This is a genomic window from Marinovum sp. E3 (assembly GCF_055755275.1).
In genome coordinates this window covers 2,669,770-2,694,798 of record NZ_CM146908.1, presented here as the reverse complement: position 1 = coordinate 2,694,798, position 25,029 = coordinate 2,669,770, and the positions used below count along the sequence as shown (strand labels likewise).

Here is a 25,029-nt window from a genome sequence, read left to right as displayed (position 1 = left end):
TTCACAAAATATGGAAAAAGAAACCTCCACCCTCACCGAACAATTCGCCGCGCTCAGCCATCCGCAGCGCCTTTCGGTGTTTCGCCTGCTGGTCCGGCGCTGCCCCGATGCGCTGCCGGCCGGCGAGATCGCCGAGGTGCTGGGGCACAAGGCCTCGACGCTTTCGGTCTATCTTGCCGCGCTCACCCGGGTCGGCCTGATTTCCCAGACCCGGCGCGGCACCTCGCTGCTTTACGCGCTTGACACAAAGGCGGCGCAGGGTCTGGTGAGCGATCTGTTTCTCGATTGCTGTCGCGGGCGGCCCGATCTCTGCCCGCCGATCTTTCACCCCCTGTCCGACAGGAGCCAGACCATGCGTGACCGCAGTTACAACGTTCTGTTCATCTGCACCGGCAATTCCGCCCGGTCGATCTTTGCCGAGGCGATCCTGCGCGATGTGGCGGGCGACCGGTTCAAGGCCCATTCAGCCGGCACCAGGCCCGGTTCCGAGCTCAACCCGATGGCGCTCGAGATACTGGCCGCCAAGGGCATTCCGACCGGCGATCTGCGGGCCAAGAACGTCGATGAATTCCAGGGGCCCGAGGCACCGACCTTCGATTTCGTCTTTACCGTCTGCGACCGCGCCGCCAACGAGGAGTGCCCGGCCTGGCAGGGTCAGCCGATCAGCGCCCACTGGGGCCTGCACGATCCGGTCAAGGCCACCGGCAGCGCGGCCGAGCGCAGCCTGGCCTTTCAACAGACCTACGCCATGATGCGGCACCGGATCATCGCCTTTGCCGCGCTGCCGCTCGATGCGCTCGACCGCGTCTCGCTGCAAAACAGGGTCGATGACATCGGCCGCGAAAAGGAAACTGCATGACCACCTATGCCTTGAACGGCCTCGGGCGGATGGGCAAGCTTGTCCTGCGTCCGCTTCTCGAACGCGGCGCCGAGATCGTCTTTGTCAACGATGCGGTCGGCGAACCGGCAATGCACGCGCATCTTCTGGAGTTCGACACGGTGCATGGCCGCTGGCCCGCCAGTTTTGCTGCCGATGACCAAAGCATCACCATCGACGGCACCCGCATCCCCTGCCGGCAAAGCCGTGAGATCGCCGATCTGCCGCTCGAGGGTGTGGACGCGGTGATCGATTGCACAGGGGTCTTCAAGAGTGCGGCCACGCTCCAGCCCTATTTCGACGCGGGCGTGAAAAAGGTCGTGGTCTCCGCCCCGGTCAAGGACGGCAACGCCGCCAATATCGTGATGGGGGTGAACCACGACCGCTATGATCCGGCCGGTCACCGCATCGTCACGGCGGCAAGCTGTACCACCAATTGCCTCGCGCCGGTGGTCAAGGTGATCCACGAGAACCTCGGCATCAAACATGGGTCGATCACCACGATCCATGATGTGACCAATACCCAGACCATCGTCGACCGTCCCGCCAAGGACCTGCGTCGCGCCCGGTCGGCGCTGAATTCTCTGATCCCCACCACCACCGGATCGGCGACGGCGATCACGCTGATCTACCCGGAGCTTGCCGGCAAGCTGAACGGCCATGCGGTGCGGGTGCCGCTGCTCAATGCCTCGCTGACCGATTGCGTTTTCGAAGTGGCGCGCGAAACCTCGACCGAAGAGGTCAACGCGCTGTTTGAAGCGGCCGCCGCCGAAGGTCCGCTCACGGGCATTCTGGGGTATGAGACCCGGCCGCTGGTCTCGACCGATTACACCAATGACCCAAGGTCCGCGATTGTCGATGCGCCTTCGACGATGGTGGTGAATGGCACGCAGGTGAAGATCTATGCCTGGTACGACAATGAATGGGGATATGCCAACCGGCTGGCCGATGTTGCCCTGATGGTCGGCGCGGACCTCTGAGAGCGGAGCCGAAGCAATGACCGCTCAGACCGCTGAGACCCCGAACGGGCTTGCCGCCTATATTGCCGTCACCGCCGCCTATTGGGCGTTCATGCTCACCGATGGCGCGCTGCGGATGCTGGTGCTGCTGCATTTTCACACCCTGGGCTTCAGCCCGGTACAGCTGGCCTATCTCTTCGTGCTCTACGAGATCGCCGGCGTGGTGACCAACCTCTCTGCCGGCTGGATCGCCGCGCGCTTTGGCCTGACCTCGACATTGTATGCCGGGCTGGGGGTGCAGGTGCTGGCGCTGCTGGCGCTGGCGCAGCTCGATCCCGGCTGGGCGGTGGGCGCCTCGGTGGCCTATGTGATGGCGGTGCAGGGGGCTTCCGGCGTGGCCAAGGACCTGGCCAAGATGTCATCGAAATCGGCGGTCAAGGTGCTGGCCCCGAAAGAGGGCGGCGGGCTGTTTCGCTGGGTGGCGCTGCTGACCGGCTCGAAGAACGCGGTCAAGGGTCTCGGCTTCCTGGCCGGCGCTGCGGCGCTGGGCCTTTTCGGCTTCACCGCCTCGGTGCTGGGCATGGCGGCGGTGCTGTCCCTGATCCTCCTGGCTGTCGCGCTGCGCATGCCGGCGGGGCTGTCGATGGGGCGCAAGGACGCGAAATTCCGCGAGGTGATATCGAAGAACCGCGAGATCAACTGGCTGAGCGCGGCGCGGGTGTTCCTTTTTGGAGCCCGCGATGTCTGGTTCGTGGTCGGCATCCCGATCTATTTCTACGCCGTGCTGTCGGATGGCACCGAAGCCGGCAACCGCGCGGCCTTTTTCATGATCGGCAGTTTCATGGCGGTCTGGACCATCCTCTATGGCGCGGTGCAGGCCGCGGCGCCACGGCTGTTGCGCGCCCGAACCCGGCCCGACCCCGAAATTGCCGCCCTGGCGCGGCATTGGGTGGCGGCGCTGATCCCGGTGCCGGCGGCGTTGGCGGCGCTGGTGGTGATGTCTGGCGCGCCGGCCCCGTGGCTGACCGGGGTGCTGGTGATCGGCCTGCTGATTTTCGGGGCGCTCTTTGCGGTGAACTCGGCGCTGCATTCCTACCTGATCCTCGCCTTCACCAGCGACGACCGCGTGACGCTGGATGTCGGCTTCTACTACATGGCCAATGCGGCGGGCCGGCTTCTGGGCACGGTGATGTCGGGGCTGGCCTATCAGATTGGCGGCGTGGCGCTCTGTCTTGCCGCGGCGGCGCTGTTCATCGCGCTGAGCTGGGGCGCGATGGTGAGGCTGGCGCCGGGGCAGGCCCGGGGCTAGGCAAGAAAAAACCCCCGCCGGTGGCGGGGGTCGTGGAGCTCTTGAGCCTTGAAGCCGAGCTTACTTGGAGCCCGGCATCGGCTTGGGCGTTGCGGGCATGCGCTTGCGGGTGCGCCGCGCCGGGGCGGCCGGTTTCGCGGCCGCCTTGGGGGCCTCTGCCTTGGGAGCATCAATTTTCGGCGTTTCGGTTGTTGCAGCGGGCTTTGACGCTTCTGCGTTCGGCGCTTCGGCCTTGGCAGCAGGCTTCGCCGCTTCTGTTTTCGGCGCGTCAGCCTTGGCAGCAGGCTTCGCCACCTCGGTTTTCGGCGCTTCGACCTTGGCAGCGGGCTTCGGTGCGACTGTCTTGGGCGCTTCGGCCTTGGCGGCGGGCTTGGCCTCTTCGGTTTTCGGCGCTTCGACCTTGGCAGCAGGCTTCGGTGCGTCTGACTTGGGCGCCTCAACCTTGGCAGCAGGTTTCGGCGCCTCGGCCGTCGGTGCCTCGACCTTGGCTGCGGGCTTCGGCGTTTCGACCTTGGCCGAAGGTTTTGTCACCTGGGCCGGTGCGCTAGCCGTCTTTGCAGCCGGTGCGGCGGGGGCCGGTTTCTCCGCGACCGGTTTCACCGGTTTCGCCGCGGGTTTGCGGGCCGGGGCCTTGCGGGCGGCCGGCTTGGCCGTCGCCGGTTTTCCGGGCGCTTCGGCTGCGGTGTTTGCCGGGGTGGCCACGACCGGACCCACCGGCGAGAGCAGCTTGGCGCTCTCGAAGGCCGAAGTCATCATGACCTGCGCAAGGCGCATGTTGGATTCGAAGGCGCGGTTGGCCATCTGAAGGCAGGCCGCCGACATTTCAAGTTGTTTGACAAGCAGATTCATCAGTCTTTCCTGTTTATGCAAGGTTTCCGAACAGGGCTCCCGGCCCGGCAGGCCCGCGTTTTGCAAGCCGGCTCCGGTTGTCGCCCACGGCATCCGACAGCGGCGCCACCCAGGCCAACGTCACCTGCTCTGGGCGCTGGCCCGACGCCAGCGCCAGCGCCGCAGCCAGATGGGCCTCGAAAAAGGCCGCCGGCTTTTCGGTGAACATGCGGGTGGTTTCATCCCGTGCAACCGACCAGCCGCCAAACATGCCGAGGCTGCGATAGGCGATGACGCATTGGGCCTGCGCGGCCAGCGCGCCCATGGCAAGACAGGCGTTCCAGCTGTCGAGGGCCTGCTTCAAGCCTGTCTGCATCTCACCGTGTCGTCCTTCGCGGCACCGGGCACGCCCGGACGTGGCGCTCGCCACGATTTCTGTCACCGGCCAGTATAACACGAATTGCCGCGCTTGCAGCATATTTAATGCTGCACTGCGGCGGGCGTCGGCGGCCTGTTGCCGTTAGGTCAGGAGGCGCGAAAAGCGGCGCTATTCCAAGGGGTCAGCTGTCAATCATCGCTTGCAAAATGGCCTTGGCACTCTCGCCCGACCAATCGGCGTCACCTTCAAGGCGGGCGATCTCCCGGCCTTCGCGGTCGAGAATCACCGTTGTCGGCAGGCCCAGCACCCGGACGCCGCGGGCTATCGCCTGATCGGGATCGCGGTGCAGCGGCAGGTTGTCGACACCGATGCTTTCGAAGAACCGGGTCATCGAGGGCGCCGGGTTGCGGCCGGTGGCCAGCGTCACCACCTCGAAATCCTCGCCGCCCAGCTCGGTCTGGAGATCGGCCAGCATCGGCATTTCCTTGCGGCAGGGCGCGCACCAGGTGGCCCAGAAGTTCAGCAGGACCACCTTGCCAAGGTAATCGTCGAGGTTGAGCGCCGCGCCATCGAAATCAGTGAAATCCCGTGCCGGCACCGAGACCGGGGCGGGATGCACCTTGAGCTTTTGCATGTCGCCCTCGCGCAGCGCCTCGAGCGCGGCGGGATCGGCAGCATTTGCGCTTGCCCCCAAGCCCATATAGACAGCGGCAGCAAGAGCCGATGCATTCAATCCCCGACGAGTGAGCTTCATGTCAGACAAATCCTCAAACCAGATGTGGGGCGGCCGCTTTGCCGCTGGACCGGACGCGATCATGGAGGCGATCAATGCCTCGATCGGCTTCGATCAGCGCATGGCCGCGCAGGACATCGAGGGCTCGCGCGCCCATGCCGCCATGTTGGCCGCCCAAGGCATCATTGACGGTAAAGACGCCGAAGCGATCAGGGAAGGGCTTCTCACGATCTTGTCAGAGATCGAGCGGGGCGATTTCGCCTTTTCCACCGCGCTGGAAGACATTCACATGAACGTCGAGGCCCGGCTGAAAGAGGTGATCGGCGAACCCGCCGGTCGTCTGCACACCGGCCGCAGCCGCAATGACCAGGTGGCGACCGACTTCAAGCTCTGGACCCGCGACCAGCTCGATGCCGTGGATCAGGCGCTGGGCGCGCTGATCAAGGCGCTGCTGGCCCAGGCTGAAGCCGGTGCCGACTGGGTGATGCCGGGCTTTACCCATTTGCAGGTCGCCCAGCCTGTCACCTGGGGCCACCACATGATGGCCTATGTCGAGATGTTCGCCCGCGACCGTTCCCGCATCCAGGACGCCCGTCGCCGGATGAACGAATGCCCGCTCGGCGCCGCCGCGCTGGCCGGCACCTCCTTTCCGATCGACCGCGAGGCGACGGCGCAGGCGCTGGGTTTCGACCGCCCCGCCGCCAATTCGCTCGACGCCGTGTCTGACCGGGACTTCGCGCTGGAATTCCTCGCCGCCGCCTCGATCTGCGCCATGCACCTCAGCCGCCTGGCCGAAGAGCTGGTGATCTGGTCCTCTGCGCAGTTCCGCTTCGTGACACTCTCGGACCGGTTCTCGACCGGCTCCTCGATCATGCCGCAAAAGAAGAACCCCGACGCGGCCGAACTGATCCGTGCCAAGATCGGCCGCATTTTCGGCGCCAACGTGGCGCTGATGACGGTGATGAAGGGGCTGCCCTTGGCCTATTCCAAGGACATGCAGGAAGACAAGGAACAGGTCTTCGACGCCGCCGACAACCTGATGCTGGCGCTGGCCGCGATGGAGGGGATGGTCAAGGACATGTCGGCCAATCGCGACAGCCTCGAGGCCGCGGCCGCCACCGGATTCTCGACCGCGACCGATCTGGCCGACTGGCTGGTGCGGGTGCTGGGCATGCCGTTCCGCGATGCACATCACGTCACCGGGTCGCTGGTGGCCAAGGCCGAGGCCAAGGGCTGCGATCTGCCCGACCTGAGCCTCGAAGAGATGCAATCGGTGCATGAGCATATCACCCAGGACGTCTTTGACGTTCTGGGCGTGCATAATTCCGTGGCCTCGCGCATCTCTTATGGCGGCACCGCGCCGTCGCGGGTGCGCGAACAGGTGGCGCGCTGGAAAGAGGCGCTGGCATGAGCCGCCTCGCGGCGCTGGCCGCGTTCGTGCTTTTGGCGGCCTGTGGCGTCGACGGCGAACCGGAGCGGCCCGAGGCCAGGACGCCGGTGAACCTGTCGGTCACCGGCACCGCCGAGGTCGGCCTTTCCGGCGGCTCGAGCTGAACGCCATGGCCGGGGTCTCTCCGCTTCGCTGGCTCTACCTCGCGCTCGCGCTCTGGGGGGCGGTGCATCCGATGGCCTATCTCCTACGCTGGTTTTCGCAGAACGGGTTTGACCTGCCGGGCCTGGTGGCGGCCTGGCACGCCAATGCGGCGACCAGCGGGCTGGTCTGGGACCTGACGATTGCCGCCCTGGCGCTGACCCTCTGGATCGCCGCCGAGGTGGCGGTGCGCCGCAACTGGGAGGCGCTGCTGGCGATTCCGGCAACCTTTCTGATCGGCCTGTCCTGCGGCCTGCCGCTCTATCTCTTCCTGCGCAGCCGGCCTATACTTTAGCGCGCATTCCTCTACCAGAATTCCCGCGTTTGTAACGCAGCTGCCCCATTCCAGCCATATTTGGCTGGGAAATTATGGCCGGACTCAGCCAGGGGAATCCACAGCGCGCCATGACCTTTGTCTCTGCCAACAAGACAGCCGTTTCCGTGCCACCCGCCGCAGGCCAGGGCCGGCTGATGCGGGTGGCCCGCGAACACGGAGTCGGGCCGGTCAGGCAATATGCCCAGATGCTGGCGCTGCGGGTCAGGGGCACCGGGATCGACACCGGCGAATACTACGATTTCGGACTTTACGACAACGCCCACACCGGCCGCGGCCGCGCGCGCTTTCTTGGCGAACAGGCCAGCCGCGAGCTCAATCTTTCGCTCTCCCCGGATGGGGTCTGGCTCCACGACGCCATCGTTTCCGACAAAGTGGCGCTGGTGCAGTACCTTGCCGAACGCGGAATGCCCACCGCCGAGACCCAGGCCACCGTCGGCAAGAGCCATGCCTTTGGCGGCATTCCCCGGCTCAGGAACACCGGCCAGTTGTTGGGTTTTCTCTCCGCCGGAGCGCGTTATCCGCTGCTGGCCAAGCCGACCTTCGGCCGGCTCAGCACCGGCGCGCCGCGCATCGACCGGATCGACGACGAAGGCCGCTTCCTGCGCTTTGCCAATGGCCGTTGCGCCGATCTGGCGAGCTTTGCCGAAGAGGTGATGCGGGATCACGGCCGCACCGGCCTGGTGTTCCAGAGCGCGCTGCGTCAGCACGGCGCACTGACGGCGCTGACCGGCCCGGCGCTTGTCACCCTCCGGCTGGTGACCCTGGCCGAAGCGCCGCAGGCGCCTGCCGTGCTCTATGCGCTGGCCTGCCTGCCGGATGCGGGCGCGGGAATGCTCTGCCCGGTCGACCTGTCCGATGGCACGCTGGGCGAGATCCGTCGGGGCAGCGGGCCCGACACCGAGTGGCGCAGCAGCCATCCGGTTACCGGCCGGCGCCTGACGGGGCAGGAGCTGCCCGACTGGCGCGCGGCCTGCGAGCTGGCCTCTGCGGCCCATGCGCTCTTGCCGGAATGCGGCATCATGGGCTGGGATATCGGCCTGACCGTCGACGGCCCGGCGCTTGTCAGCGGCACCGGCACGCCGCGCCACGCGCTCTATCAGCTGGCCCATGGCGAAGGCGTGATGAACCCGCGCTTCGCGCCCCGATTTCGGGCGGTGGCGGCGCGGCAGGCGCAGGCGGTGCAGGTGGCACTCGGGCGCGGCGCGGCGCCCGGCACGCGGCGCTGATCGCCCATTGATCCCACCGGCGGTTTTGCTATGACCGCCGCCATGGATCATTTTCTCTACCGCGACGGCGCGCTTTTCGCCGAGGACGTGCCCGTGGCCGAGATTGCCGCCACGGTCGGCACGCCGTTCTATCTTTATTCCACCGCCACGCTGCTGCGCCATTTCACCCTGTTCGACGAGGCGCTGAACGGTCTGCCGCATCTGGTCTGCTACGCGATGAAGGCGGCCTCGAACCAGGCGATCCTGAAGACGCTGGCGCAGGCCGGGGCGGGGATGGATGTGGTCTCGGGCGGGGAATATGCCCGTGCCAGGGCGGCCGGCGTGCCGGGCGAGCGGATCGTGTTTTCCGGTGTCGGCAAGACGCATGAGGAGATCCGCACTGCGCTGACCGGCGGCATCCGCCAGTTCAATGTCGAGAGCGAGCCGGAAATGGCGGTGATCTCCGAAGTCGCCAGCGCGCTGGGCGTCGAGGCGCCGATCACCATCCGGGTGAACCCGGATGTCGATGCCAGGACCCACGCCAAGATCGCCACCGGCAAGAGCGAGAACAAGTTCGGCATCCCGATTTCGCGCGCCCGCGAGGTCTATGCCCATGCCGCCAGTCTGCCGGGCCTCAAGGTGGTGGGCATCGATGTGCATATCGGTTCGCAGCTTACCGAGCTCGAGCCGTTCCGGCTGGCCTACCGCAAGGTGGCCGAACTGACCGAAACGCTGCGCGCCGACGGCCATGACATCGAGCGCCTCGATCTCGGCGGCGGGCTGGGTATTCCCTACACCCGCTCGAACGAGGCGCCGCCGCTGCCGGTGGAATACGGCGCATTGATCAAGGAGACCGTCGGCCACCTCGGCTGCGAGGTCGAGATCGAGCCGGGGCGGCTGATCGCCGGCAATGCCGGTATCCTGGTGTCCAAGGTGATCTACGTCAAACAGGGCGAGGACCGGCAGTTCCTGATCCTCGACGGCGCGATGAACGACCTGATCCGCCCGGCGATGTACGATGCCTGGCATGATATCGTGCCGGTGATCGAGCCCGAGGCCGGGGTCGAGCAGACCGCTTATGACATCGTTGGCCCGGTCTGCGAATCGGGGGATACCTTTGCCAGGGGCCGGATGATGGCGCCGTTGGTCCCCGGCGCTCTGGTCGCCTTCCGCTCGGCCGGGGCCTATGGTGCTGTAATGGCAAGCGAATACAACACCCGCCCGCTGATCCCCGAGGTTCTGGTGCGGGATGATAAATTTGCTGTCATCCGCGCCCGTCCGACCTTTGACGAAATGATAAACCGCGATACCATCCCCGAGTGGCTCTGAGCGCGCCCCCGCGTTCGGGCCGGTCAGTATGGAGCGGTATCATCCCCCGGACGACACGGTATCTTGAGAGTGTGAGCCGCATTCGCGGCGCGGTGACCCTGACATATCTCGGCCTCTGGTCCGAGCGTGTGACGCGTGCCTTCTGGCCGCTGTGGTCGGTGGCGCTTGTGGCGCTTGCCCTCCTGATGCTCGGTATGCAGGATCTCCTGCCGCTCGAGGCGGTCTGGGCGCTGATCGTGTTTTTTGCGCTGGGCGGGCTGCTGACGCTGGGCCTTGGCCTGCGCCGGTTCCGCCGGCCGCGCCGCGACGAGGCGCTCGACCGGCTCGATGCGACGCTGCGGGGACGGCCGCTGCAAACCCTGCGTGACAATCAGGCGATCGGCGGCAGTGATGCCGCCTCGGTCGCGGTCTGGCAGGCGCATCAGGATCGCATGGCCGCGCACGCCGCCGAGGCGCGCGCCGTTTCGCCGGATCTGCGGGTGTCGCGGCGCGATCCCTTTGCCCTGCGTTACGTGGCGGTTCTGGCGCTGGCGGTGGCGCTGCTCTTCGGCTCGTTCTGGAAGGTCTCTTCGGTCACCGGCGTCACCGCCGGCGGCCAGGCGCTGGCCTCTGGCCCGACCTGGGAAGGCTGGGTCGAGCCGCCGGCCTATACCGGCCTGCCGTCGCTCTACCTTGCCGATCAGACCGGCGGCACGCTGGAGGTGGCCGAGGGCAGTCGCATCACCCTGCGGTTTTACGGCGAGGTCGGTGCGCTGACGGCGCGCGAGACGGTCTCGGGCCGCACTGCCGAGGTGGAAAGCGTGGCCGAGGCCTCGCAGAGCTTTGAGGTGCGCCAGCCCGGGGCGCTGGTGATCGACGGCCCGGGCGGCCGTGACTGGCAGATCGCGCTCGCCGCAGACACCGCCCCGCAGGTGCGCGTGATCGACGAGATCACCACCGCCGCGCGCGGCGAGATGTCCTTGCCCTTCGAGGCCGAGGACGATTACGGCATCCGCTCCGGCGAGGCCACCATCCGGCTCGATCTGGCCGAGGTCGACCGCCGCCATGGCCTGGCCGTCGAGCCCGAGCCGCGCGCGGCGATCAGGGTGCCATTGCCGCTGCCGATTTCCGGCTCGCGGGCGGCGTTCAACGAGACTCTGATCGAGGATTTCTCGCAACATCCCTGGGCCAACCTGCCGGTCACCATCGAGCTGCGGGTCATCGACGACCGCGACCAGACCAGCGCGCCAGAGACCCTGGCCACGCCGCTGCCCGGCCGCCGGTTTTTCGATCCTTTCGCCGCCGCCATCATCGACCAGCGCCGGGCGCTCTTGTGGTCGCGCGGCAATGCCGGCGACGCGGCAATGATCCTGCGTGCCATCACCCACCGTCCCGAAGGTCTTTTCCGGTCGGCCGTGCCCTACCTGCGGATGCGTACCATCCAGCGCCGGCTCGAGAGCTTTGCCGCCACCGGCATGACCGGTGCGCAACGTGACGAACTGGCCGCCGCGATGTGGGATCTGGCGGTGCTGCTCGAGGATGGCGACCTGTCGGATGCGCTCGAACGGCTGCGCCGGGCGCAGGAGCGGTTGTCGGAGGCGATGAAGAACGGCGCCTCGGATCAGGAGATCGCCGAGCTGATGCAGGAGCTGCGCGAGGCGACGCAGGATTACATGCGGCAATTGGCCCAGCAGCAGCGCGAGAACGGGGAACAGCCCGAAACGGCGCAGACCCCGGAAAACATGATGGAGATGACGCAAGACGATCTTCAGGCCATGATGGACCGGATCCAGGAGCTGATGGAACAGGGGCGGATGGCCGAGGCCGAACAGGCGCTGGCCGAATTGCAGCAGATGCTCGAAAACATGCAGGTCACCCAGGGCCAGCAGGGTCAGGGCCAGCAGTCGCCCGGCCAACAGGCAATGGACGGGCTGGCCGAGACCCTGCGCGATCAGCAGGGGCTGTCGGACCAGGCGTTCCGCGACCTTCAGGAACAGTTCAACCCCAATGCCCAGCAAGGCCAGAACCAGGGCAACCAGGGTCGGGATGGCCAGCAGGGCCAGGGCGAGCAGCACCAGCAGGGCGAAGGCCAGGGCCAGGGTCAGCAGCAGGGTGAACAGGGTCAAGGCGGGCTCGAAGGCGAGCTGGCCGACCGGCAGGAGGCGCTGCGGCGCGAGGTCGAACGCCAGCGTGGCGCGCTGCCCGGTCAGGGCACTGAGGCCGGCCGCCGGGCACAGCAATCGCTCGAGGATGCCGAACGCGCCATGGAGGGCGCCGAACAGGCGCTGCGCGCGGATGATCTGGCCGAGGCAATCGACCGCCAGGCCGAAGCGATGGACGCGCTGCGCGAGGGCATGCGCAACCTCGGCGAAGCGCTGGCCGAGGAACAGCGGGAACAGGGCGGCCAGGGCGACACCGCCGGCGCCCGCGAGGGCGAGCGGCGTGATCCGCTGGGCCGCGACGCCGGCAATTCCGGCACCATCAGCAGCGGCGAAGAGTTGTTGAACGGCGAAGACGTCTATCGCCGCGCCCGTGAGCTTCTGGATGAAATCCGCCGCCGCTCGGGCGAGGGCGCCCGGCCGGAAATCGAACGCGACTATCTGGAACGGTTGCTCGACCGGTTCTGATGGCGGGCGAGGCCGGGATCAGCCCGGGGTTTGTGCCGCCTCCGACGACATGCCGTCGAGCCAGTGCAGCGCCGCCAGCACCTGCGCATCGAGCCAGCCCCGCAGCCCGTTGACCCAGATCACATAGCTCTCGAGCGCTGGCGCGAGTCCCGGGGCCGTCTCGGCGATCTGCGGCGAATAGGCATAGATCAGCGCCGCAATCGCCACCAGAAGCAACACCCAGGTAAAGCCACGGCGGAAGTGGCTGCGTGCGGTGCGCTCGGGCTCGGCGGCGATCTCTTCGCTGGCCTCGCTTTTGCGCGGCTGATCGGTGGAACGCAGGGTCGAGTTGATCTCTTCGATATCGGGAAGCAGTTCGCGCCGCGAGCCGCTGGCGGCGGCGGCCGCCGCCGCGGTGGCGCTGGGCGTCGGCTCCGGCGCTTTCGGATCCTTGCCGCGCAGGCGCGCCATGCGCTCGCGCGATTGTCGCGCGCGCTGCGCCTGTTCGTCTTCGGTGCGGCGCATGTCGTCAAGCCCGAGATCGGGCTGGCTCTCGACGGCGCCGCGCTCGGCCTCGCGCACCCGGCTCTCGCGCTCGGCCTCTTCGCGCAGCACGCTGGCGACTTCCGGGTCCAGCTGGCGTTGGGGCGCGGCGGGCTGCGGCGGTGTGGCGGGCGCTGGCTCCGGCGCGCCGGCTGACGCGTCTTCCGGGCCCGGGCGTGCCGACTGCCGAGCGTGGTCAAAATCTTCGTGCTCCGGGGCGCTGGCGGCGGGCTGAAACCAGGTCTTGCCGCAGGCCGAACATTGCACGTCCCGGCCCTCGGGCGGAACCACATCATCCGGAACCTCATACTGCGCGTCGCAATTCGGGCACGTCAGCCGCATCTTTCCCACCTGTCGCTCTTTCGGGGGCTACCCCTGCCTCAGCTTGGATCATATGTCCACCGATCGGCAAGGAAAAGCGCAATGCCGCCAAGGGCGCGGATTGCAAGTGGGGCAGGGCTGTTGCATTACGGGCCGGACTTGACGACGAACCTTATTTTACAGGGCGGGGCGCATACGTGATCGAGCTTGATGAAGTGGCCTACAGCTATGGCGGCGGCGAACTGCTGACCGACCTGTCGCTCAGGCTGGCGCCGGGGTCGTTCCACTTCCTCACCGGCCCCTCCGGCGCCGGCAAGACCACCTTTCTCAAGCTCTGTTACGGCGCGCTGGTGCCGACCGGCGGGCAGGTGCGGCTTTTCAATCAGGACGTGCGCGAGCTCGACCGGGACGGCATCGCCTATGCCCGCCGCAGGATCGGCGTGGTGCATCAGGATTGCCAGTTCCTCGATCACCTGCCGGTGGCCGAGAACATCTCCTTGCCGCTGGCGGTCTCGGGACAGGACAGGCTGGCGGCGCAGGCCAACCTCAAGGAGCTGATGTCCTGGGTCGGCCTGGCGCATCGCGCCCAGGCCCTGCCGCCCGAGCTGTCGGGCGGCGAGCGGCAGCGTGCTGCGCTGGCCCGGGCGCTGATCCTGTCGCCCGACGTGATCCTTGCGGATGAGCCCACTGGCAACGTCGACTGGGAAATGTCGCAGCGGCTGCTGAAATTGCTCGTCGAACTCAACAAGATGGGCAAGACGGTCATGATTGCCACCCATGATCTCAGCCTGATCCGCGCCGCCAAGCACCACGTGCAGGCCCGCGTGTTGCGGATCTCCGGGCGCAAGCTGCAACTGGCGGGGGCGGACCTGTGAAGATCAACCTCGCCGCCGTGACCGACATGCTGTCCTTTGATGCCGGCGCCGACCGGGTGGTGCCGCCCACCGGCTTCACCGCCCGGCTGACCGTCTTTACTGCCGGGGCCATGGCCTTTCTCGCGGTCTTTGCGCTGGCGCTGTCGCTGGCGTCCGGGCGGCTGGCCGCGAACTGGCGTGACGCACTGGCCGGCAGCGCCACGCTGCGGATCTCGGCACCCGCCGCGCAGATGGCCGCGCAGACCGAGCGCGCGCTCACGATCCTGTCTGAGACCCCCGGCGTGGCCGAGGCCCGCGCGCTGGAGCCGGACGAACAGCGCGCCCTGCTGGAGCCCTGGTTCGGCCCGGACCTGCCGGTCGAGAGCCTGCCGGTGCCGCAGTTGATCGAGGTGCGCGAGACCGCCTCGGGCTATGACGGCGACGGGCTGCGGCTCAGGCTCCAGGCCGAGCTGCCCGGCGCGGTGCTGGACGATCATACCCGCTGGCGCAAACCGCTGGTCAGCGCGGCAGGACGGCTCAAGTTGCTGGGCTGGCTGGCAATCGTGCTGATCTTTGGCACCATGGGCGCGATGATCACCCTGGCGGCCAATGCGGCGCTGGCGGCCAATGCCCAGGTGATTCAGGTGCTGCGCCTTGTGGGCGCCACCGACACCTATATCGCCCGCGCCTTCGTGCGCCGCTTTACCCTGCGCGCCGCCACCGGCGCAGGCGCCGGCGTCCTTGCCGGGCTGCTGGCGGTGGTTTTGCTGCCCGGCGCCGGCTCCGAGGCCGGCGTGCTTACCGGGCTGCGCTTTCAGGGGGGCATTGGCTCTTGCCGTTGCTGGTGCCGCTCCTCGCGGCGGTGGTGGCCTTTGCCGCCACCCGCTATGCGGCGATGCGCGTGCTTGGGGGACTTCGCTGATGCAATATGCGCGGTCGCTGCTGTTCAATTTCCAGATGTACCTGATGCTCGGCCTCATGGGGATCGCCTTTTTTCCGCTGGCGCTGGCCAGCCGCGACGGCGCGCAATGGGCCTGCAAGACCTATTGCCGCTGGGTCCGCTGGACCGCCGGCTGGATGGTCGGGCTGAAAACCGAGGTGCGCGGCGCGGTGCCGCAGGGCGAAGTTCTGGTCGCGGCGAAGCACCAGTCGTTTCTCGACATCATCATCATCTTCTCCGCCTTGCCGGCGGCCAAGTTCATCATGAAGCGCGAGCTGCTCTGGGCACCGGTCCTCGGGCAATATGCCGCCCGCATCGGCTGTGTTCCGGTTGCCCGCGGCAAGCGCGGGGCCGCGATCAAGAAGATGGTGGCCGACGTCGCCGCCGGCATGGCCAACCCCGGCCAGCTGGTGATCTATCCGCAGGGCACCCGCGTCGCGCCGAACCGCTATCTGCCCTACAAGGTGGGCTCGCATGTGCTCTACGCTGAGTTGGGCCAGCCCTGCGTGCCGGCGGCGACCAATGTCGGTGTCTTCTGGCCGCGCCACGGCGTTTTGCGCAAACCCGGCCTTGCGGTGGTGGAGTTCCTCGAGCCGATCGCGCCGGGGCAGTCGCGCGCGAGCTTTCTGAACACGCTGGAAGAGGTGGTCGAGCGGCGCTCGCAGGAGCTGATGCTCGAGGCGGGGTTCGCGGATCTACCGGAGGAAAACCGGCACCTGACCCGGCCCTGAACGATCCGGCCGGTCGGGCAGGCGAAATTCCGTCACCGGAAAAATGTGCAAAAATTCCGTGAGGATTTCTGGCATGGCCGGTGGCGGGGCTGGGCCCGCCACCGGCGCGGTCTCACATGTGGATCGCGCCGTCGCCGCAGGCCAGCGCCGCTTCGCGCACCGCCTCGGAGAAGGTCGGATGGGCATGGCAGGTCAGCGCCACGTCCTCGGCGGAGGCGCCAAATTCCATCGCCACGCAGATTTCGTGGATCAGGTCGCCGGCCGCCGGGCCGATGATGTGGCAGCCGAGCACCCGGTCGGTTTCCTTGTCGGCCAGCAGCTTGACGAAACCGTCGCCGGCGAACACCGCCTTGGCGCGGCCGTTGCCCATGAAGGAGAACTTGCCGACCTTGTAGGCGCGGCCTTCTTCCTTGAGCTGTTCCTCGGTCTTGCCGACGCTGGCGACCTCGGGATGGGTGTAGATCACGCCCGGAATGACCCCGTAGTTCACATGGCCATGTTTGCCGGCGATGACCTCGGCCGTTGCCATGCCTTCGTCCTCGGCCTTGTGCGCCAGCATCGGGCCCTCGATGGCGTCGCCGATGGCATAGACGCCCTTGACGCTGGTCTGCCAGTCGTCGCCCACCTTGATCTGGCCGCCCTTGGTGGTCTCGATGCCGAGATCGGAGAGGCCGAGGCCGTCGGTAAAGGGCCGCCGGCCGGTGGCGCAGAGCACCACATCGGCCTCGGCCGTGGCCTCGCTGTCATCCTTGCGCAGCTTGTAGTTGACCTTGGCCTTGGTCTTGGTGGCCTCGACGCTCGAGACCGCGGCGCCGAGCGTGAATTTCAGCCCCTGCTTCTCGAGCAGCTTCTTGAACTGCTTCTGCACGTCGGAATCCATGCCCGGGGTGATGTGGTCGAGATATTCGATCACCTCGACCTCGGACCCGAGCCGGGCATAGACCGACCCCATCTCGAGCCCGATGACACCGGCGCCGATGACGATCATCTTTTTCGGCACCTTGCCCAGGGCCAGCGCGCCTTCCGAGGTGACCACGACCTTTTCGTCGACGGTGACATCGGCGCCGGGCACCGGCGAAGGCTCGGAGCCCGAGGCGATGATGATGTTTTTCGCCTCGTGCACCTCGTCGCCGACCTTGACCTTGCCGGCCTCGGGGATCGAGCCCCAGCCCTTGAGCCAGTCGATCTTGTTCTTCTTGAACAGGAATTCGACGCCCTTGGTGTTCTGGCCGATGACGTCGTCCTTGTAGGCCTGCATCTGCTTCCAGTCGACCGAGGGGCTTTTCCCCTTGAGGCCCATCCTGGCAAAGTTGTGCTCGGCCTCGTGCAGCTGATGGGTGGCGTGCAGCAACGCCTTGGAGGGGATGCAGCCGATGTTGAGGCAGGTGCCGCCGAGGGTCTCGCGGCCCTCGACGCAGGCGGTCTTGAGACCCAGTTGCGCGCAGCGGATGGCGGCGACATAGCCGCCGGGGCCTGCGCCGATGACGATGACATCATAACTTGCCATGGTGTGTCCTTTCTTGGTCGGGCAATTCGGGGGCGCTGCCCCCGGACCCCCGGGATATTTGCGGCCAGAAGAAGATGCGGGTTGGGCTCATAGCAAGGCTGCCACGAGCAGGGTGAGGATGGCGACAAGGCCCAGTGCCCAGAACAGGCTGCGCCAGGGCACCCAGCCGAAGGCATAGGCCGGGATGTAGAGCAGCCGGGCGACAAGGTAGAGGCCCGAGGCCGCGGCGGTGACACCGCTGGCCTTGTCGGCGAAGGTCACCACCAGGGTGGCGATGGCGAAGAGGATCAGGCTCTCGAAGTGGTTGTTCATCGCCCGGTAGAGCCGCGCGGTGCGCAGGCTCACCTGATCCTCGAGCGCGCCACCCAGACGGGGGCGGTCGCGCGGAGAGAGGGTCTTGCCCGGGCCGAGCTCGAGATTGGCCGGGACCGCCATCAGGGCGATCTGGCCGATTTGCAGCAGGGCTGCGAGGGTGAGGGCGGTGAGCTCGGGGGTCACGGACACAACGCGCCCCGGGCTTGACCCGGGGCCTCCTGGGGGCGGGCAAGCGAGAGGCCCCGGAGCAGGTCCGGGGCGAGGGGGGCCTGGGGGGCCGGGGCGGCGGGTGCGATCCTCATAGCGTATCCAGGATGTGGCAGGCCGCGTCCCGGACGCCGGCTGTCTCGGACCGGGCCCTGGCGCGCGGACCATCGATGAAGTCGCGGGCCTTGTCCAGGTCGTTGACCTCGAAGAGGCAGAACACCCGGGATGGCGTGTCGTGTTCCTGCCAGATTTGCAGAAGCGAGAGGCCGGCGTCGCGCTGTGCCTCGGTGTCGGCATCGAAATGCTCTTTCCAGCTGGCAAAATCGTTCACGTCGTAGCGGCAAAGCAGTTGCATCTTGTGCCTCCTCGTTTCCCTCCCCAGGCCGCCGCGTAAGGGGCGGGGGCGCGGCCCCCTCCCGGTTGCGGTTCCCGCGGGCGTGCCGGGCGGACGCCCGGCCGACGGCCCGGCGCCGGGTTACAAATCCATCAGCAGACGCCCCGGGTCTTCCAGCGCTTCCTTGACGCGGACGAGGAAGGTGACCGCGCCCTTGCCGTCGACGATGCGGTGATCGTAGCTTAGTGCCAGGTACATCATCGGGCGGATCTTGATCTCGCCGTTCACCACCATCGGCCGGTCCTGGATCTTGTGCATGCCGAGGATGCCCGATTGCGGCGGGTTGAGGATCGGCGAGGACATCAGCGAGCCATAGACGCCACCGTTGGAGATGGTGAAGGTGCCGCCCTGCATCTCGGCCATCGACAGCTTGCCGTCGCGGGCGCGTTTGCCCTTTTCGCCGATCGCCTTTTCGATTTCGGCAAAGGACATCTGGTCGGCGTCGCGGATCACCGGCACGACGAGGCCCTGCGGCGTGCCGGCGGCGATGCCCATGTGCACGAAGTTCTTGTAGACGATGTCGGTGCCGTCGATCTCGGCGTTGACCTCGGGCACCTCTTTCAACGCATGGCAGCAGGCCTTGGTGAAGAAGGACATGAAGCCGAGCTTCACATCGTGTTTCTTCAGGAACAGATCCTTGTATTCGTTGCGCAGCGCCATGACCTCGGTCATGTCGACCTCGTTGTAGGTGGTCAGGATGGCGGCGGTGTTCTGCGCGTCCTTGAGGCGGCGGGCGATGGTCTGGCGCAACCGGGTCATCTTGACCCGCTCCTCGCGCGAGGCATCCTCGGCCGCCACCGGCGCACGGGGCGCGGTCGCGGGGGCCGATGCCGAAGCGGCGGCGGAAGTGGCGGCCACCGCCTTGGCGACGTCTTCCTTCATCACCCGGCCGTCGCGGCCCGAGCCCTGCACCTGATCGCGCGAGAGGCCTTTTTCGGCCATCGCCTTCTTGGCCGAGGGGGCATCCTCGACGTCGTTCTCGTCCCGCCCGGCGGGGGGCGTGGTGTACTGGCTGCCGCCGGCCGGATGCCCGGCATCGTCAGCGGACGCCGCGGCGCCGCCTTCGGACGAGATCACCGCCAGCTTGGCCGAGGCCTCGACGGTGTCGCCTTCCTTGGCGGTGATTTCCGCCAGAACGCCGGTCGCCGGGGCGGGCACTTCGACGCTGACCTTGTCGGTTTCCAGCTCGCAGAGCATCTCGTCCTGGGCCACCGGATCGCCGACCTTCTTGAACCAAGTCGAGACCGTCGCCTCGGTCACGCTTTCGCCGAGGGTGGGGACCATGACATCGACGCTGCCGCCGCCGCTGGCGGCTCCGTCGGCCGCGCCGGAGGTCTCTTCCTCGGTCTTGGCTTCGGCCGGGCGTTCCTTGGGTTCGGTGGCACCGGCTTCGCCGCTCTCGGCGATATTGGCAAGCAGGGCGTCGACGCCCACGGTCTCGCCTTCTTGCGCCACGATGTCGGACAGTTTGCCGGCGGCGGGCGAGGGCACCTCGACCGTCACCTTGTCGGTTTCCAACTCGCAGAGCATCTCGTCCACCGCGACACTGTCGCCCGGTTTCTTGAACCAGGTCGCCACGGTGGCCTCGGTCACGGATTCACCCAGCGTGGGCACGCGTACTTCGGTCGGCATATCAGTCGTTTCCTTCAATCGTCAGCGCCTGGTCGACCAGCGCCTGTTGTTGAGCTTTGTGTTGCGAGGCGAGGCCCGTGGCCGGCGAGGCGCTGGCGGCGCGGCCGACATAGACCGGGCGGCTGTGGGTGGCGTTGATCCGGTTGAGCACCCATTCGAGGTTGGGTTCCATGAAGGTCCAGGCGCCCTGGTTCTTGGGCTCTTCCTGGCACCAGATCATCTGCGCGTCCTTGAACCGCTCCAGCTCCTTCACGGCCGAGATCGCCGGGAAGGGATAGAATTGTTCGAAGCGCATCAGGTAGATGTCGTCGAGACCGCGTTTGTCGCGTTCCTCGAGCAGGTCGTAATAGACCTTGCCCGAGCACATGACGACGCGGCGGATCTTGCTGTCGTCGACCAGTTTGGTTTCGGAATTTCCCTTCTCGGCATCGTCCCAGAGGACGCGGTGGAAGGAGGAGCCGGTGGTGAATTCCTCGGCCTCGGAGACCGCCACCTTGTGCCGCAGCAGCGATTTCGGCGTCATCAGGATCAGCGGCTTGCGGAAGGTCCGGTGCATCTGGCGGCGCAGGATGTGGAAGTAGTTGGCCGGCGTGGTGCAATTGGCCACGATCCAGTTGTCCTGGCCGCACATTTGCAGGAAGCGCTCGAGCCGGGCCGAGGAGTGCTCGGGGCCCTGGCCTTCGTAGCCATGCGGCAGCAGGCAGACCAGGCCCGACATCCGCAGCCACTTCGATTCCCCCGACGAGACGAACTGATCGAACATGATCTGCGCGCCGTTCGAGAAGTCGCCGAACTGCGCCTCCCACATCACCAGCGCGTTGGGTTCGGCCAACGAATAGCCGTATTCGAAGCCGCTGACCGCATATTCTGACAAGGCGCTGTCGATCACGTCGTAGCGCGCCTGGCCCTCGCGGACGTGGTTGAGCGGGTAGTACCGCTCTTCGGTGTCCTGGTTGATCAGGGCGGAGTGGCGCTGCGAAAAGGTGCCGCGGGCGCTGTCCTGGCCGGACAGGCGCACCGGATAGCCTTCGGTGAGCAGCGAGCCGAAGGCCAGCGCCTCGGCGGTGGCCCAGTCAAAGCCCTTGCCGGTCTCGAACATCTTCTGCTTGGCTTCGAGCAGCCGGCCCACCGTGCGGTGCAGCGGGAAGCCTTCGGGCGCCCGGACGAGCGCGGCTCCGACCTCTTCCATGGTCTCGGGTTTGATCGCGGTTTCGCCGCGTTGGTAATCGTCGTCGCTCTGCCGGTCGAGATGCGACCACTTGCCATCGAGCCAGTCGGCCTTGTTGGGCTTGTAATCCTTGCCGGCCTCGAACTCTTCGTTCAGCCTGGCCTGGAAGGCGGCTTTCATGTCCTCGATCTCGCCCTCGGGGATCAGCCCGTCCTTGACCAGCCGCTCGGTATAGAGCGAGAGCGTCGTCTTGTGGCCCTTGATCTTCTTGTACATCAAGGGGTTGGTGAACATCGGCTCGTCGCCTTCGTTGTGACCGAAGCGGCGGTAGCAGAAGATGTCGATCACCACGTCCTTGTGGAACTTCTGGCGGAACTCGGTGGCCACCTTGGCGGCGTGCACCACCGCCTCGGGGTCGTCGCCATTGACGTGAAAGATCGGCGCCTCGACCACCAGCGCGTTGTCGGTGGGGTAGGGCGAGGAACGCGAAAAGTGCGGCGCGGTGGTAAAGCCGATCTGGTTGTTCACCACGACGTGGATGGTGCCGCCGGTCTTGTGACCGCGCAGGCCCGACAGCGCGAAACATTCCGCCACCACGCCCTGGCCGGCAAAGGCTGCATCGCCGTGCAGCAGCACCGGGATCACCGTGGAATGTTCGGCGTCGTTGCGCTGATCCTGCTTGGCGCGGGCCTTGCCCAGAACCACCGGGTTCACCGCCTCGAGGTGGCTGGGGTTGGCGGTCAGCGACAGGTGCACCTTGTTGCCGTCGAACTCGCGGTCCGAGGAGGCGCCGAGGTGGTATTTCACGTCGCCGGAACCGTCCACGTCCTCGGGCTTGAAACTGCCGCCCTGAAACTCGTTGAAGATCGCCTTGTAGGGTTTGTTCATCACGTTGGCGAGCACAGAGAGCCGGCCGCGGTGCGGCATGCCGATGACGATCTCTTCGACCCCCAGCGCGCCGCCGCGCTTGATGATCTGCTCCATCGCCGGGATCAGGCTTTCGCCACCATCAAGGCCGAAGCGCTTGGTGCCCATGTATTTGACGTGCAAGAACTTCTCGAAACCCTCGGCCTCGACCATCTTGTTGAGGATGGCTTTCCGGCCTTCGCGGGAAAACTTCACTTCCTTGCCGTAGCCCTCGATGCGCTCTTTCAGCCAGGCGCTCTGTTCAGGGTCGGAGATATGCATGTATTGCAGCGCGAAGGTGCCGCAATAGGTCCGCTTCACGATCTCGACGATCTGCCGCAACGAGGCGATCTGAAGCCCCAGAACATTGTCGATGAAGATCGGCCGGTCCATGTCGGCGGCGGTGAAGCCATAGGTCTTGGGGTCGAGCTCGGGGTGCGGGCTGTCCTGGCGCAGGCCCAGCGGATCGAGATCGGCGGCCAGGTGGCCGCGAATACGGTAAGCCCGGATCAACATCAGCGCCCGGATACTGTCGAGCACGGCGCGCTGGATCTGGTCGTCGGTCAGTTCGACCCCGCGGCTCTTGGCGCTGTCGGCGATCTTCTTGCCGGCGGCGCGGCTCTCGGCCGGGGGCGGGGCGGGCCATTCGCCGGTCAGCGCGGCGGTGACGTCGTCACCGGGCTGCGGCGGCCAGTCGGCGCGCGCCCAGGAGGGACCTTTCGCCTCGTTCTTGACGTCCCGATCATCGTCGCCCAGCTGCCGGAAAAATTCCTGCCAGGCCTCGTCGACCGAGGCCGGATCGTCGGCGTAGCGGGCGTATATCTGTTCCAGATATTCCGCATTGTGGCCTTGCATGAAGCTCGAGGCCTTGAAGATGTCGTTGGGGCTTTGGTCGGTCATCTTTGCACCTTTGGCGGACGTGAACCGGTTGTCTTTAGTCGGTAGGGCGGGGGTGACCCCGCCTTACCATAGGATTGTTTTCAGCCTCTGACAGGGGTCAGCCCTTGTCGATGGCCTCCTTGACGGCCTCGCCCAGCGTCGCCGGGCTGTCGGCCACCACGATGCCGGCGCTGCGCATCGCTTCGATCTTGTCGTCGGCGCCGCCCTTGCCACCGGCGACGATGGCGCCGGCGTGGCCCATGCGACGGCCCGGAGGCGCGGTGCGTCCGGCGATGAAGCCCGCGGTCGGTTTCCAACGGCCCTTCTTCTTTTCGGAGGCGAGGAATTCCGCCGCTTCCTCTTCGGCCGAGCCGCCGATCTCGCCGATCATGATGATCGAGGTGGTCTCGTCATCGGCGAGGAACATCTCCAGCACGTCGATGTGTTCGGTGCCCTTGATCGGGTCGCCGCCGATGCCCACGGCCGAGGATTGGCCCAGGCCCATGTCGGTGGTCTGCTTGACCGCCTCATAGGTCAGCGTGCCCGAGCGCGAGACCACGCCGACCGAGCCGCGCTTGTGGATATGGCCGGGCATGATGCCGATCTTGCAGGCGTCGGGCGTGATGACGCCGGGGCAGTTCGGGCCGATCAGCCGGCTCTTGCTGCCTTCGAGCGCGCGCTGCACCTTCATCATGTCGAGCACCGGGATGCCTTCGGTGATGCAGACAATCAGCTCCATCTCGGCGTCGATCGCCTCGAGGATCGAGTCGGCGGCGAAGGGCGGCGGCACATAGATGACAGAGGCATTGGCCTCGGTCTTGGCCCGGGCTTCATGCACCGAGTTGAAGACCGGCAGGTCAAGGTGGGTCTGACCGCCTTTGCCAGGGGTGACGCCGCCGACCATCTTGGTGCCGTATGCGATGGCCTGTTCGGTGTGAAAGGTGCCCTGCGAGCCGGTGAGGCCCTGACAGATCACCTTGGTGTTTTCATCTACGAGGACTGCCATTGAAAGGAGTCTCCTTGTCGTTTCCGTAGGGTGGGTCTGCGACCCACCGTGATCCGCGAGGGTGGGTTACAAACCCACCCTACGATTACCCTTTGACCGCTTTCACGATCTTCTGGGCGCCATCCTTGAGGTCGTCGGCGGCAATCACGTCAACATCCGAGTTGTTGATGATCTCCTTGCCCTTCTCGACGTTGGTGCCTTCGAGACGCACCACCAGCGGCACCTTCAGGCCCACTTCCTTGACCGCGGCGATCACGCCCTCGGCAATGACGTCGCAACGCATGATGCCGCCGAAGATGTTGACCAGGATGCCCTTCACGTTCGGATCGCTGGTGATGATCTTGAACGCCTCGGTCACCTTTTCCTTGGTGGCGCCACCGCCCACGTCGAGGAAGTTGGCCGGCTCGGCGCCGTAGAGCTTGATGATGTCCATCGTCGCCATGGCCAGGCCCGCGCCGTTGACCATGCAGCCGATCTCGCCGTCGAGCGCGATGTAGTTGAGGTCGTATTTCGAGGCCTGAAGCTCCTTGGCATCTTCCTCGGTCTCGTCGCGCAGCTCGGAGATGTCGGGCTGGCGGTACATGGCGTTGCCGTCAAAGCCGACCTTGGCGTCGAGCACCTTGAGCTCGTTGCCGGGCATGACGATCAGCGGGTTGATTTCCAGCATCTCCATGTCCTTCTCGATGAAGGCCTTGTAGAGAATGCCCATCAACTTGACGCATTGCTTGACGGCCGCGCCCTCGAGGCCCAGCGAAAAGGCGACGCGGCGGCCGTGATAGGGCTGATAGCCGGTGGCGGGATCGACGCTGAACGACAGGATCTTCTCCGGCGTGCTGGCGGCCACCTCTTCGATGTCCATGCCGCCCTCGGTCGAGCAGACAAAGGACACGCGGCTGGTCTGGCGATCGACCAGCAGCGCGAGATAGAGTTCGCGGTCGATGTCGGAACCGTCTTCGATGTAGATGCGGTTGACCTGCTTGCCGGCCGGGCCGGTCTGGTGGGTGACCAGGGTCTTGCCCAGCATCTTCTTGGCCTCTTCGGCGGCTTCTTCGACCGACTTGGCCAGCCGCACGCCGCCCTTTTCGCCGGCGCTCTCTTCCTTGAAGGAGCCCTTGCCGCGGCCACCGGCGTGAATCTGGGCCTTGACGACCCAGAGCGGCCCGTCCATCTCGCCAGCCTTGGTCTTGGCCTCGTCCGCCTTCAGAACGACGCGGCCATCGGATACCGGCGCGCCGTAGGAGCGAAGCAGTGCCTTCGCCTGATACTCATGAATGTTCATGGATCAACTGTCCCATCTTGCTGCAATTGCATTGTGCCATTGCATATTAAAAACAGGTTCCTAAACGTAAAACTGTCGCGTCAACGGTGTTAGCGCCGAAAACCCGACATTTGTGATCACACGATTTCAGCGTGTGATCACAAACTCTGCGGCCGACCGGGCCTCTCTGCCGACTGCCGCGAATCACCTGCCATGCAGGGCGCCGCGGCACCCCG

General features: G+C 66.4%; 22 protein-coding genes and 1 pseudogene. 12 read left to right on the top strand and 11 right to left on the bottom strand.

The window, feature by feature from the left end; all coding sequences use genetic code 11:
• Nucleotides 1-10 precede the first annotated feature (10 nt).
• From AC0J5K_RS13170 to arsJ, 3 genes are read left to right on the top strand one after another with little or no spacing between them, the layout of a single operon-like run.
• Nucleotides 11-859 (top strand): arsenate reductase/protein-tyrosine-phosphatase family protein, encoded by an 849-nt coding sequence (locus tag AC0J5K_RS13170; RefSeq protein ID WP_274565989.1) that lies wholly within the window; start codon nucleotides 11-13, stop codon nucleotides 857-859.
• Entirely contained in the window at nucleotides 856-1,857 is a 1,002-nt protein-coding gene (locus tag AC0J5K_RS13165) for an ArsJ-associated glyceraldehyde-3-phosphate dehydrogenase (RefSeq protein WP_274565988.1), read from the top strand. The genes AC0J5K_RS13170 and AC0J5K_RS13165 overlap by 4 nt, the downstream gene beginning before the upstream one ends.
• A gap of 16 nt (nucleotides 1,858-1,873) precedes the next feature.
• Nucleotides 1,874-3,145 (top strand): organoarsenical effux MFS transporter ArsJ, encoded by a 1,272-nt coding sequence (gene arsJ, locus AC0J5K_RS13160; RefSeq protein ID WP_074836301.1) that lies wholly within the window; start codon nucleotides 1,874-1,876, stop codon nucleotides 3,143-3,145.
• Between the two features lie 60 nt (nucleotides 3,146-3,205).
• On the opposite strand, the gene AC0J5K_RS13155 is transcribed toward arsJ, so the two are convergent.
• The 3 genes from AC0J5K_RS13155 to AC0J5K_RS13145 all read right to left on the bottom strand — a co-directional run bounded on the left by AC0J5K_RS13155 (nucleotide 3,206) and on the right by AC0J5K_RS13145 (nucleotide 5,106).
• Nucleotides 3,206-4,060 carry a hypothetical protein gene (locus AC0J5K_RS13155; protein WP_274565987.1) on the bottom strand — a complete coding sequence of 285 codons (855 nt, stop codon included), beginning with the start codon at nucleotides 4,058-4,060 and terminating at the stop codon, nucleotides 3,206-3,208.
• Complete coding sequence (locus AC0J5K_RS13150; RefSeq protein WP_274565986.1) at nucleotides 4,008-4,349, bottom strand: antifreeze protein; 342 nt, start codon at nucleotides 4,347-4,349, stop codon at nucleotides 4,008-4,010. Before AC0J5K_RS13150 ends, AC0J5K_RS13155 begins: the two co-directional genes overlap by 53 nt.
• A gap of 184 nt (nucleotides 4,350-4,533) precedes the next feature.
• Nucleotides 4,534-5,106 (bottom strand): TlpA family protein disulfide reductase, encoded by a 573-nt coding sequence (locus AC0J5K_RS13145; protein WP_074836306.1) that lies wholly within the window; start codon nucleotides 5,104-5,106, stop codon nucleotides 4,534-4,536.
• Here AC0J5K_RS13145 and argH point away from each other — a divergent pair.
• From argH to AC0J5K_RS13115, 6 genes are all read left to right on the top strand, one after another.
• Nucleotides 5,105-6,496 carry an argininosuccinate lyase gene (gene argH / locus AC0J5K_RS13140; RefSeq protein WP_274565985.1) on the top strand — a complete coding sequence of 464 codons (1,392 nt, stop codon included), beginning with the start codon at nucleotides 5,105-5,107 and terminating at the stop codon, nucleotides 6,494-6,496. The genes AC0J5K_RS13145 and argH overlap by 2 nt on opposite strands.
• A complete protein-coding gene (locus AC0J5K_RS13135; RefSeq protein ID WP_274565984.1) occupies nucleotides 6,493-6,639 on the top strand; it encodes an argininosuccinate lyase in 147 nt (48 codons plus the stop codon). Before argH ends, AC0J5K_RS13135 begins: the two co-directional genes overlap by 4 nt.
• Nucleotides 6,640-6,644: 5 nt before the next feature.
• Complete coding sequence (locus tag AC0J5K_RS13130; protein WP_274565983.1) at nucleotides 6,645-6,971, top strand: DUF2834 domain-containing protein; 327 nt, start codon at nucleotides 6,645-6,647, stop codon at nucleotides 6,969-6,971.
• A 110-nt stretch (nucleotides 6,972-7,081) separates the two neighbouring features.
• On the top strand, nucleotides 7,082-8,239 hold the full coding sequence (locus AC0J5K_RS13125; protein WP_420398600.1) for a sugar-transfer associated ATP-grasp domain-containing protein: 1,158 nt from the start codon (nucleotides 7,082-7,084) through the stop codon (nucleotides 8,237-8,239).
• A 42-nt stretch (nucleotides 8,240-8,281) separates the two neighbouring features.
• Nucleotides 8,282-9,547 carry a diaminopimelate decarboxylase gene (lysA, locus tag AC0J5K_RS13120; protein WP_074836449.1) on the top strand — a complete coding sequence of 422 codons (1,266 nt, stop codon included), beginning with the start codon at nucleotides 8,282-8,284 and terminating at the stop codon, nucleotides 9,545-9,547.
• Nucleotides 9,548-9,618: 71 nt separating this feature from the next.
• Nucleotides 9,619-12,153: a TIGR02302 family protein gene (locus AC0J5K_RS13115; RefSeq protein ID WP_274565981.1), complete on the top strand. Its 2,535-nt coding sequence runs from the start codon at nucleotides 9,619-9,621 to the stop codon at nucleotides 12,151-12,153.
• An 18-nt stretch (nucleotides 12,154-12,171) separates the two neighbouring features.
• On the opposite strand, the gene AC0J5K_RS13110 is transcribed toward AC0J5K_RS13115, so the two are convergent.
• Nucleotides 12,172-13,017 (bottom strand): zinc-ribbon domain-containing protein, encoded by an 846-nt coding sequence (locus AC0J5K_RS13110; protein ID WP_274565980.1) that lies wholly within the window; start codon nucleotides 13,015-13,017, stop codon nucleotides 12,172-12,174.
• A 176-nt stretch (nucleotides 13,018-13,193) separates the two neighbouring features.
• On the opposite strand from AC0J5K_RS13110, the gene AC0J5K_RS13105 reads away from it, so the two are divergent.
• From AC0J5K_RS13105 to AC0J5K_RS13095, 3 genes and pseudogenes are all read left to right on the top strand, one after another.
• Nucleotides 13,194-13,871 carry a cell division ATP-binding protein FtsE gene (locus tag AC0J5K_RS13105; protein ID WP_048532711.1) on the top strand — a complete coding sequence of 226 codons (678 nt, stop codon included), beginning with the start codon at nucleotides 13,194-13,196 and terminating at the stop codon, nucleotides 13,869-13,871.
• 26 nt (nucleotides 13,872-13,897) lie between these two features.
• Nucleotides 13,898-14,772 (top strand): annotated as a pseudogene (locus AC0J5K_RS13100) (cell division protein FtsX).
• Nucleotides 14,772-15,521, top strand: a complete 750-nt coding sequence (locus tag AC0J5K_RS13095; protein WP_274565979.1) for a lysophospholipid acyltransferase family protein — start codon at nucleotides 14,772-14,774, stop codon at nucleotides 15,519-15,521. Before AC0J5K_RS13100 ends, AC0J5K_RS13095 begins: the two are co-directional and overlap by 1 nt.
• A 112-nt stretch (nucleotides 15,522-15,633) precedes the next feature.
• Here the strand turns inward: AC0J5K_RS13095 and lpdA are convergent, their stop codons facing one another.
• The 7 genes from lpdA to sucC all read right to left on the bottom strand — a co-directional run bounded on the left by lpdA (nucleotide 15,634) and on the right by sucC (nucleotide 24,814).
• Nucleotides 15,634-17,028: a dihydrolipoyl dehydrogenase gene (lpdA, locus tag AC0J5K_RS13090; RefSeq protein WP_274565978.1), complete on the bottom strand. Its 1,395-nt coding sequence runs from the start codon at nucleotides 17,026-17,028 to the stop codon at nucleotides 15,634-15,636.
• Nucleotides 17,029-17,115: 87 nt separating this feature from the next.
• Complete coding sequence (locus AC0J5K_RS13085) at nucleotides 17,116-17,526, bottom strand: MAPEG family protein (protein WP_274566002.1); 411 nt, start codon at nucleotides 17,524-17,526, stop codon at nucleotides 17,116-17,118.
• Nucleotides 17,527-17,641: 115 nt separating this feature from the next.
• A complete protein-coding gene (locus AC0J5K_RS13080; protein WP_274565977.1) occupies nucleotides 17,642-17,905 on the bottom strand; it encodes a hypothetical protein in 264 nt (87 codons plus the stop codon).
• 120 nt (nucleotides 17,906-18,025) lie between these two features.
• On the bottom strand, nucleotides 18,026-19,576 hold the full coding sequence (odhB, locus tag AC0J5K_RS13075) for a 2-oxoglutarate dehydrogenase complex dihydrolipoyllysine-residue succinyltransferase (protein WP_274565976.1): 1,551 nt from the start codon (nucleotides 19,574-19,576) through the stop codon (nucleotides 18,026-18,028).
• Between the two features lies 1 nt (nucleotide 19,577).
• Nucleotides 19,578-22,550: a 2-oxoglutarate dehydrogenase E1 component gene (locus tag AC0J5K_RS13070; protein WP_048532704.1), complete on the bottom strand. Its 2,973-nt coding sequence runs from the start codon at nucleotides 22,548-22,550 to the stop codon at nucleotides 19,578-19,580.
• A 97-nt stretch (nucleotides 22,551-22,647) separates the two neighbouring features.
• The gene (sucD, locus tag AC0J5K_RS13065) at nucleotides 22,648-23,535 is read right to left on the bottom strand and encodes a succinate--CoA ligase subunit alpha (protein WP_074836327.1); all 888 of its coding nucleotides are present in this window, start codon (nucleotides 23,533-23,535) and stop codon (nucleotides 22,648-22,650) included.
• Nucleotides 23,536-23,620: 85 nt separating this feature from the next.
• The gene (gene sucC, locus AC0J5K_RS13060) at nucleotides 23,621-24,814 is read right to left on the bottom strand and encodes an ADP-forming succinate--CoA ligase subunit beta (RefSeq protein WP_048532700.1); all 1,194 of its coding nucleotides are present in this window, start codon (nucleotides 24,812-24,814) and stop codon (nucleotides 23,621-23,623) included.
• Between the last annotated feature and the right edge of the window lie 215 nt (nucleotides 24,815-25,029).

Bases quoted from the DNA above. Each gene is read 5' to 3' on its own strand.
- AC0J5K_RS13170 (WP_274565989.1), top strand. From the start codon at position 11: ATGGAAAAAGAAACCTCCACCCTCACCGAACAATTCGCCGCGCTCAGC.
- AC0J5K_RS13165 (WP_274565988.1), top strand. From the start codon at position 856: ATGACCACCTATGCCTTGAACGGCCTCGGGCGGATGGGCAAGCTTGTC.
- arsJ (WP_074836301.1), top strand. From the start codon at position 1,874: ATGACCGCTCAGACCGCTGAGACCCCGAACGGGCTTGCCGCCTATATT.
- AC0J5K_RS13150 (WP_274565986.1), bottom strand. From the start codon at position 4,349: ATGCAGACAGGCTTGAAGCAGGCCCTCGACAGCTGGAACGCCTGTCTT.
- argH (WP_274565985.1), top strand. From the start codon at position 5,105: ATGTCAGACAAATCCTCAAACCAGATGTGGGGCGGCCGCTTTGCCGCT.
- AC0J5K_RS13145 (WP_074836306.1), bottom strand. From the start codon at position 5,106: ATGAAGCTCACTCGTCGGGGATTGAATGCATCGGCTCTTGCTGCCGCT.
- AC0J5K_RS13135 (WP_274565984.1), top strand. From the start codon at position 6,493: ATGAGCCGCCTCGCGGCGCTGGCCGCGTTCGTGCTTTTGGCGGCCTGT.
- AC0J5K_RS13130 (WP_274565983.1), top strand. From the start codon at position 6,645: ATGGCCGGGGTCTCTCCGCTTCGCTGGCTCTACCTCGCGCTCGCGCTC.
- AC0J5K_RS13125 (WP_420398600.1), top strand. From the start codon at position 7,082: ATGACCTTTGTCTCTGCCAACAAGACAGCCGTTTCCGTGCCACCCGCC.
- lysA (WP_074836449.1), top strand. From the start codon at position 8,282: ATGGATCATTTTCTCTACCGCGACGGCGCGCTTTTCGCCGAGGACGTG.
- AC0J5K_RS13110 (WP_274565980.1), bottom strand. From the start codon at position 13,017: ATGCGGCTGACGTGCCCGAATTGCGACGCGCAGTATGAGGTTCCGGAT.
- AC0J5K_RS13095 (WP_274565979.1), top strand. From the start codon at position 14,772: ATGCAATATGCGCGGTCGCTGCTGTTCAATTTCCAGATGTACCTGATG.
- lpdA (WP_274565978.1), bottom strand. From the start codon at position 17,028: ATGGCAAGTTATGATGTCATCGTCATCGGCGCAGGCCCCGGCGGCTAT.
- AC0J5K_RS13080 (WP_274565977.1), bottom strand. From the start codon at position 17,905: ATGCAACTGCTTTGCCGCTACGACGTGAACGATTTTGCCAGCTGGAAA.
- odhB (WP_274565976.1), bottom strand. From the start codon at position 19,576: ATGCCGACCGAAGTACGCGTGCCCACGCTGGGTGAATCCGTGACCGAG.
- AC0J5K_RS13070 (WP_048532704.1), bottom strand. From the start codon at position 22,550: ATGACCGACCAAAGCCCCAACGACATCTTCAAGGCCTCGAGCTTCATG.
- sucD (WP_074836327.1), bottom strand. From the start codon at position 23,535: ATGGCAGTCCTCGTAGATGAAAACACCAAGGTGATCTGTCAGGGCCTC.
- sucC (WP_048532700.1), bottom strand. From the start codon at position 24,814: ATGAACATTCATGAGTATCAGGCGAAGGCACTGCTTCGCTCCTACGGC.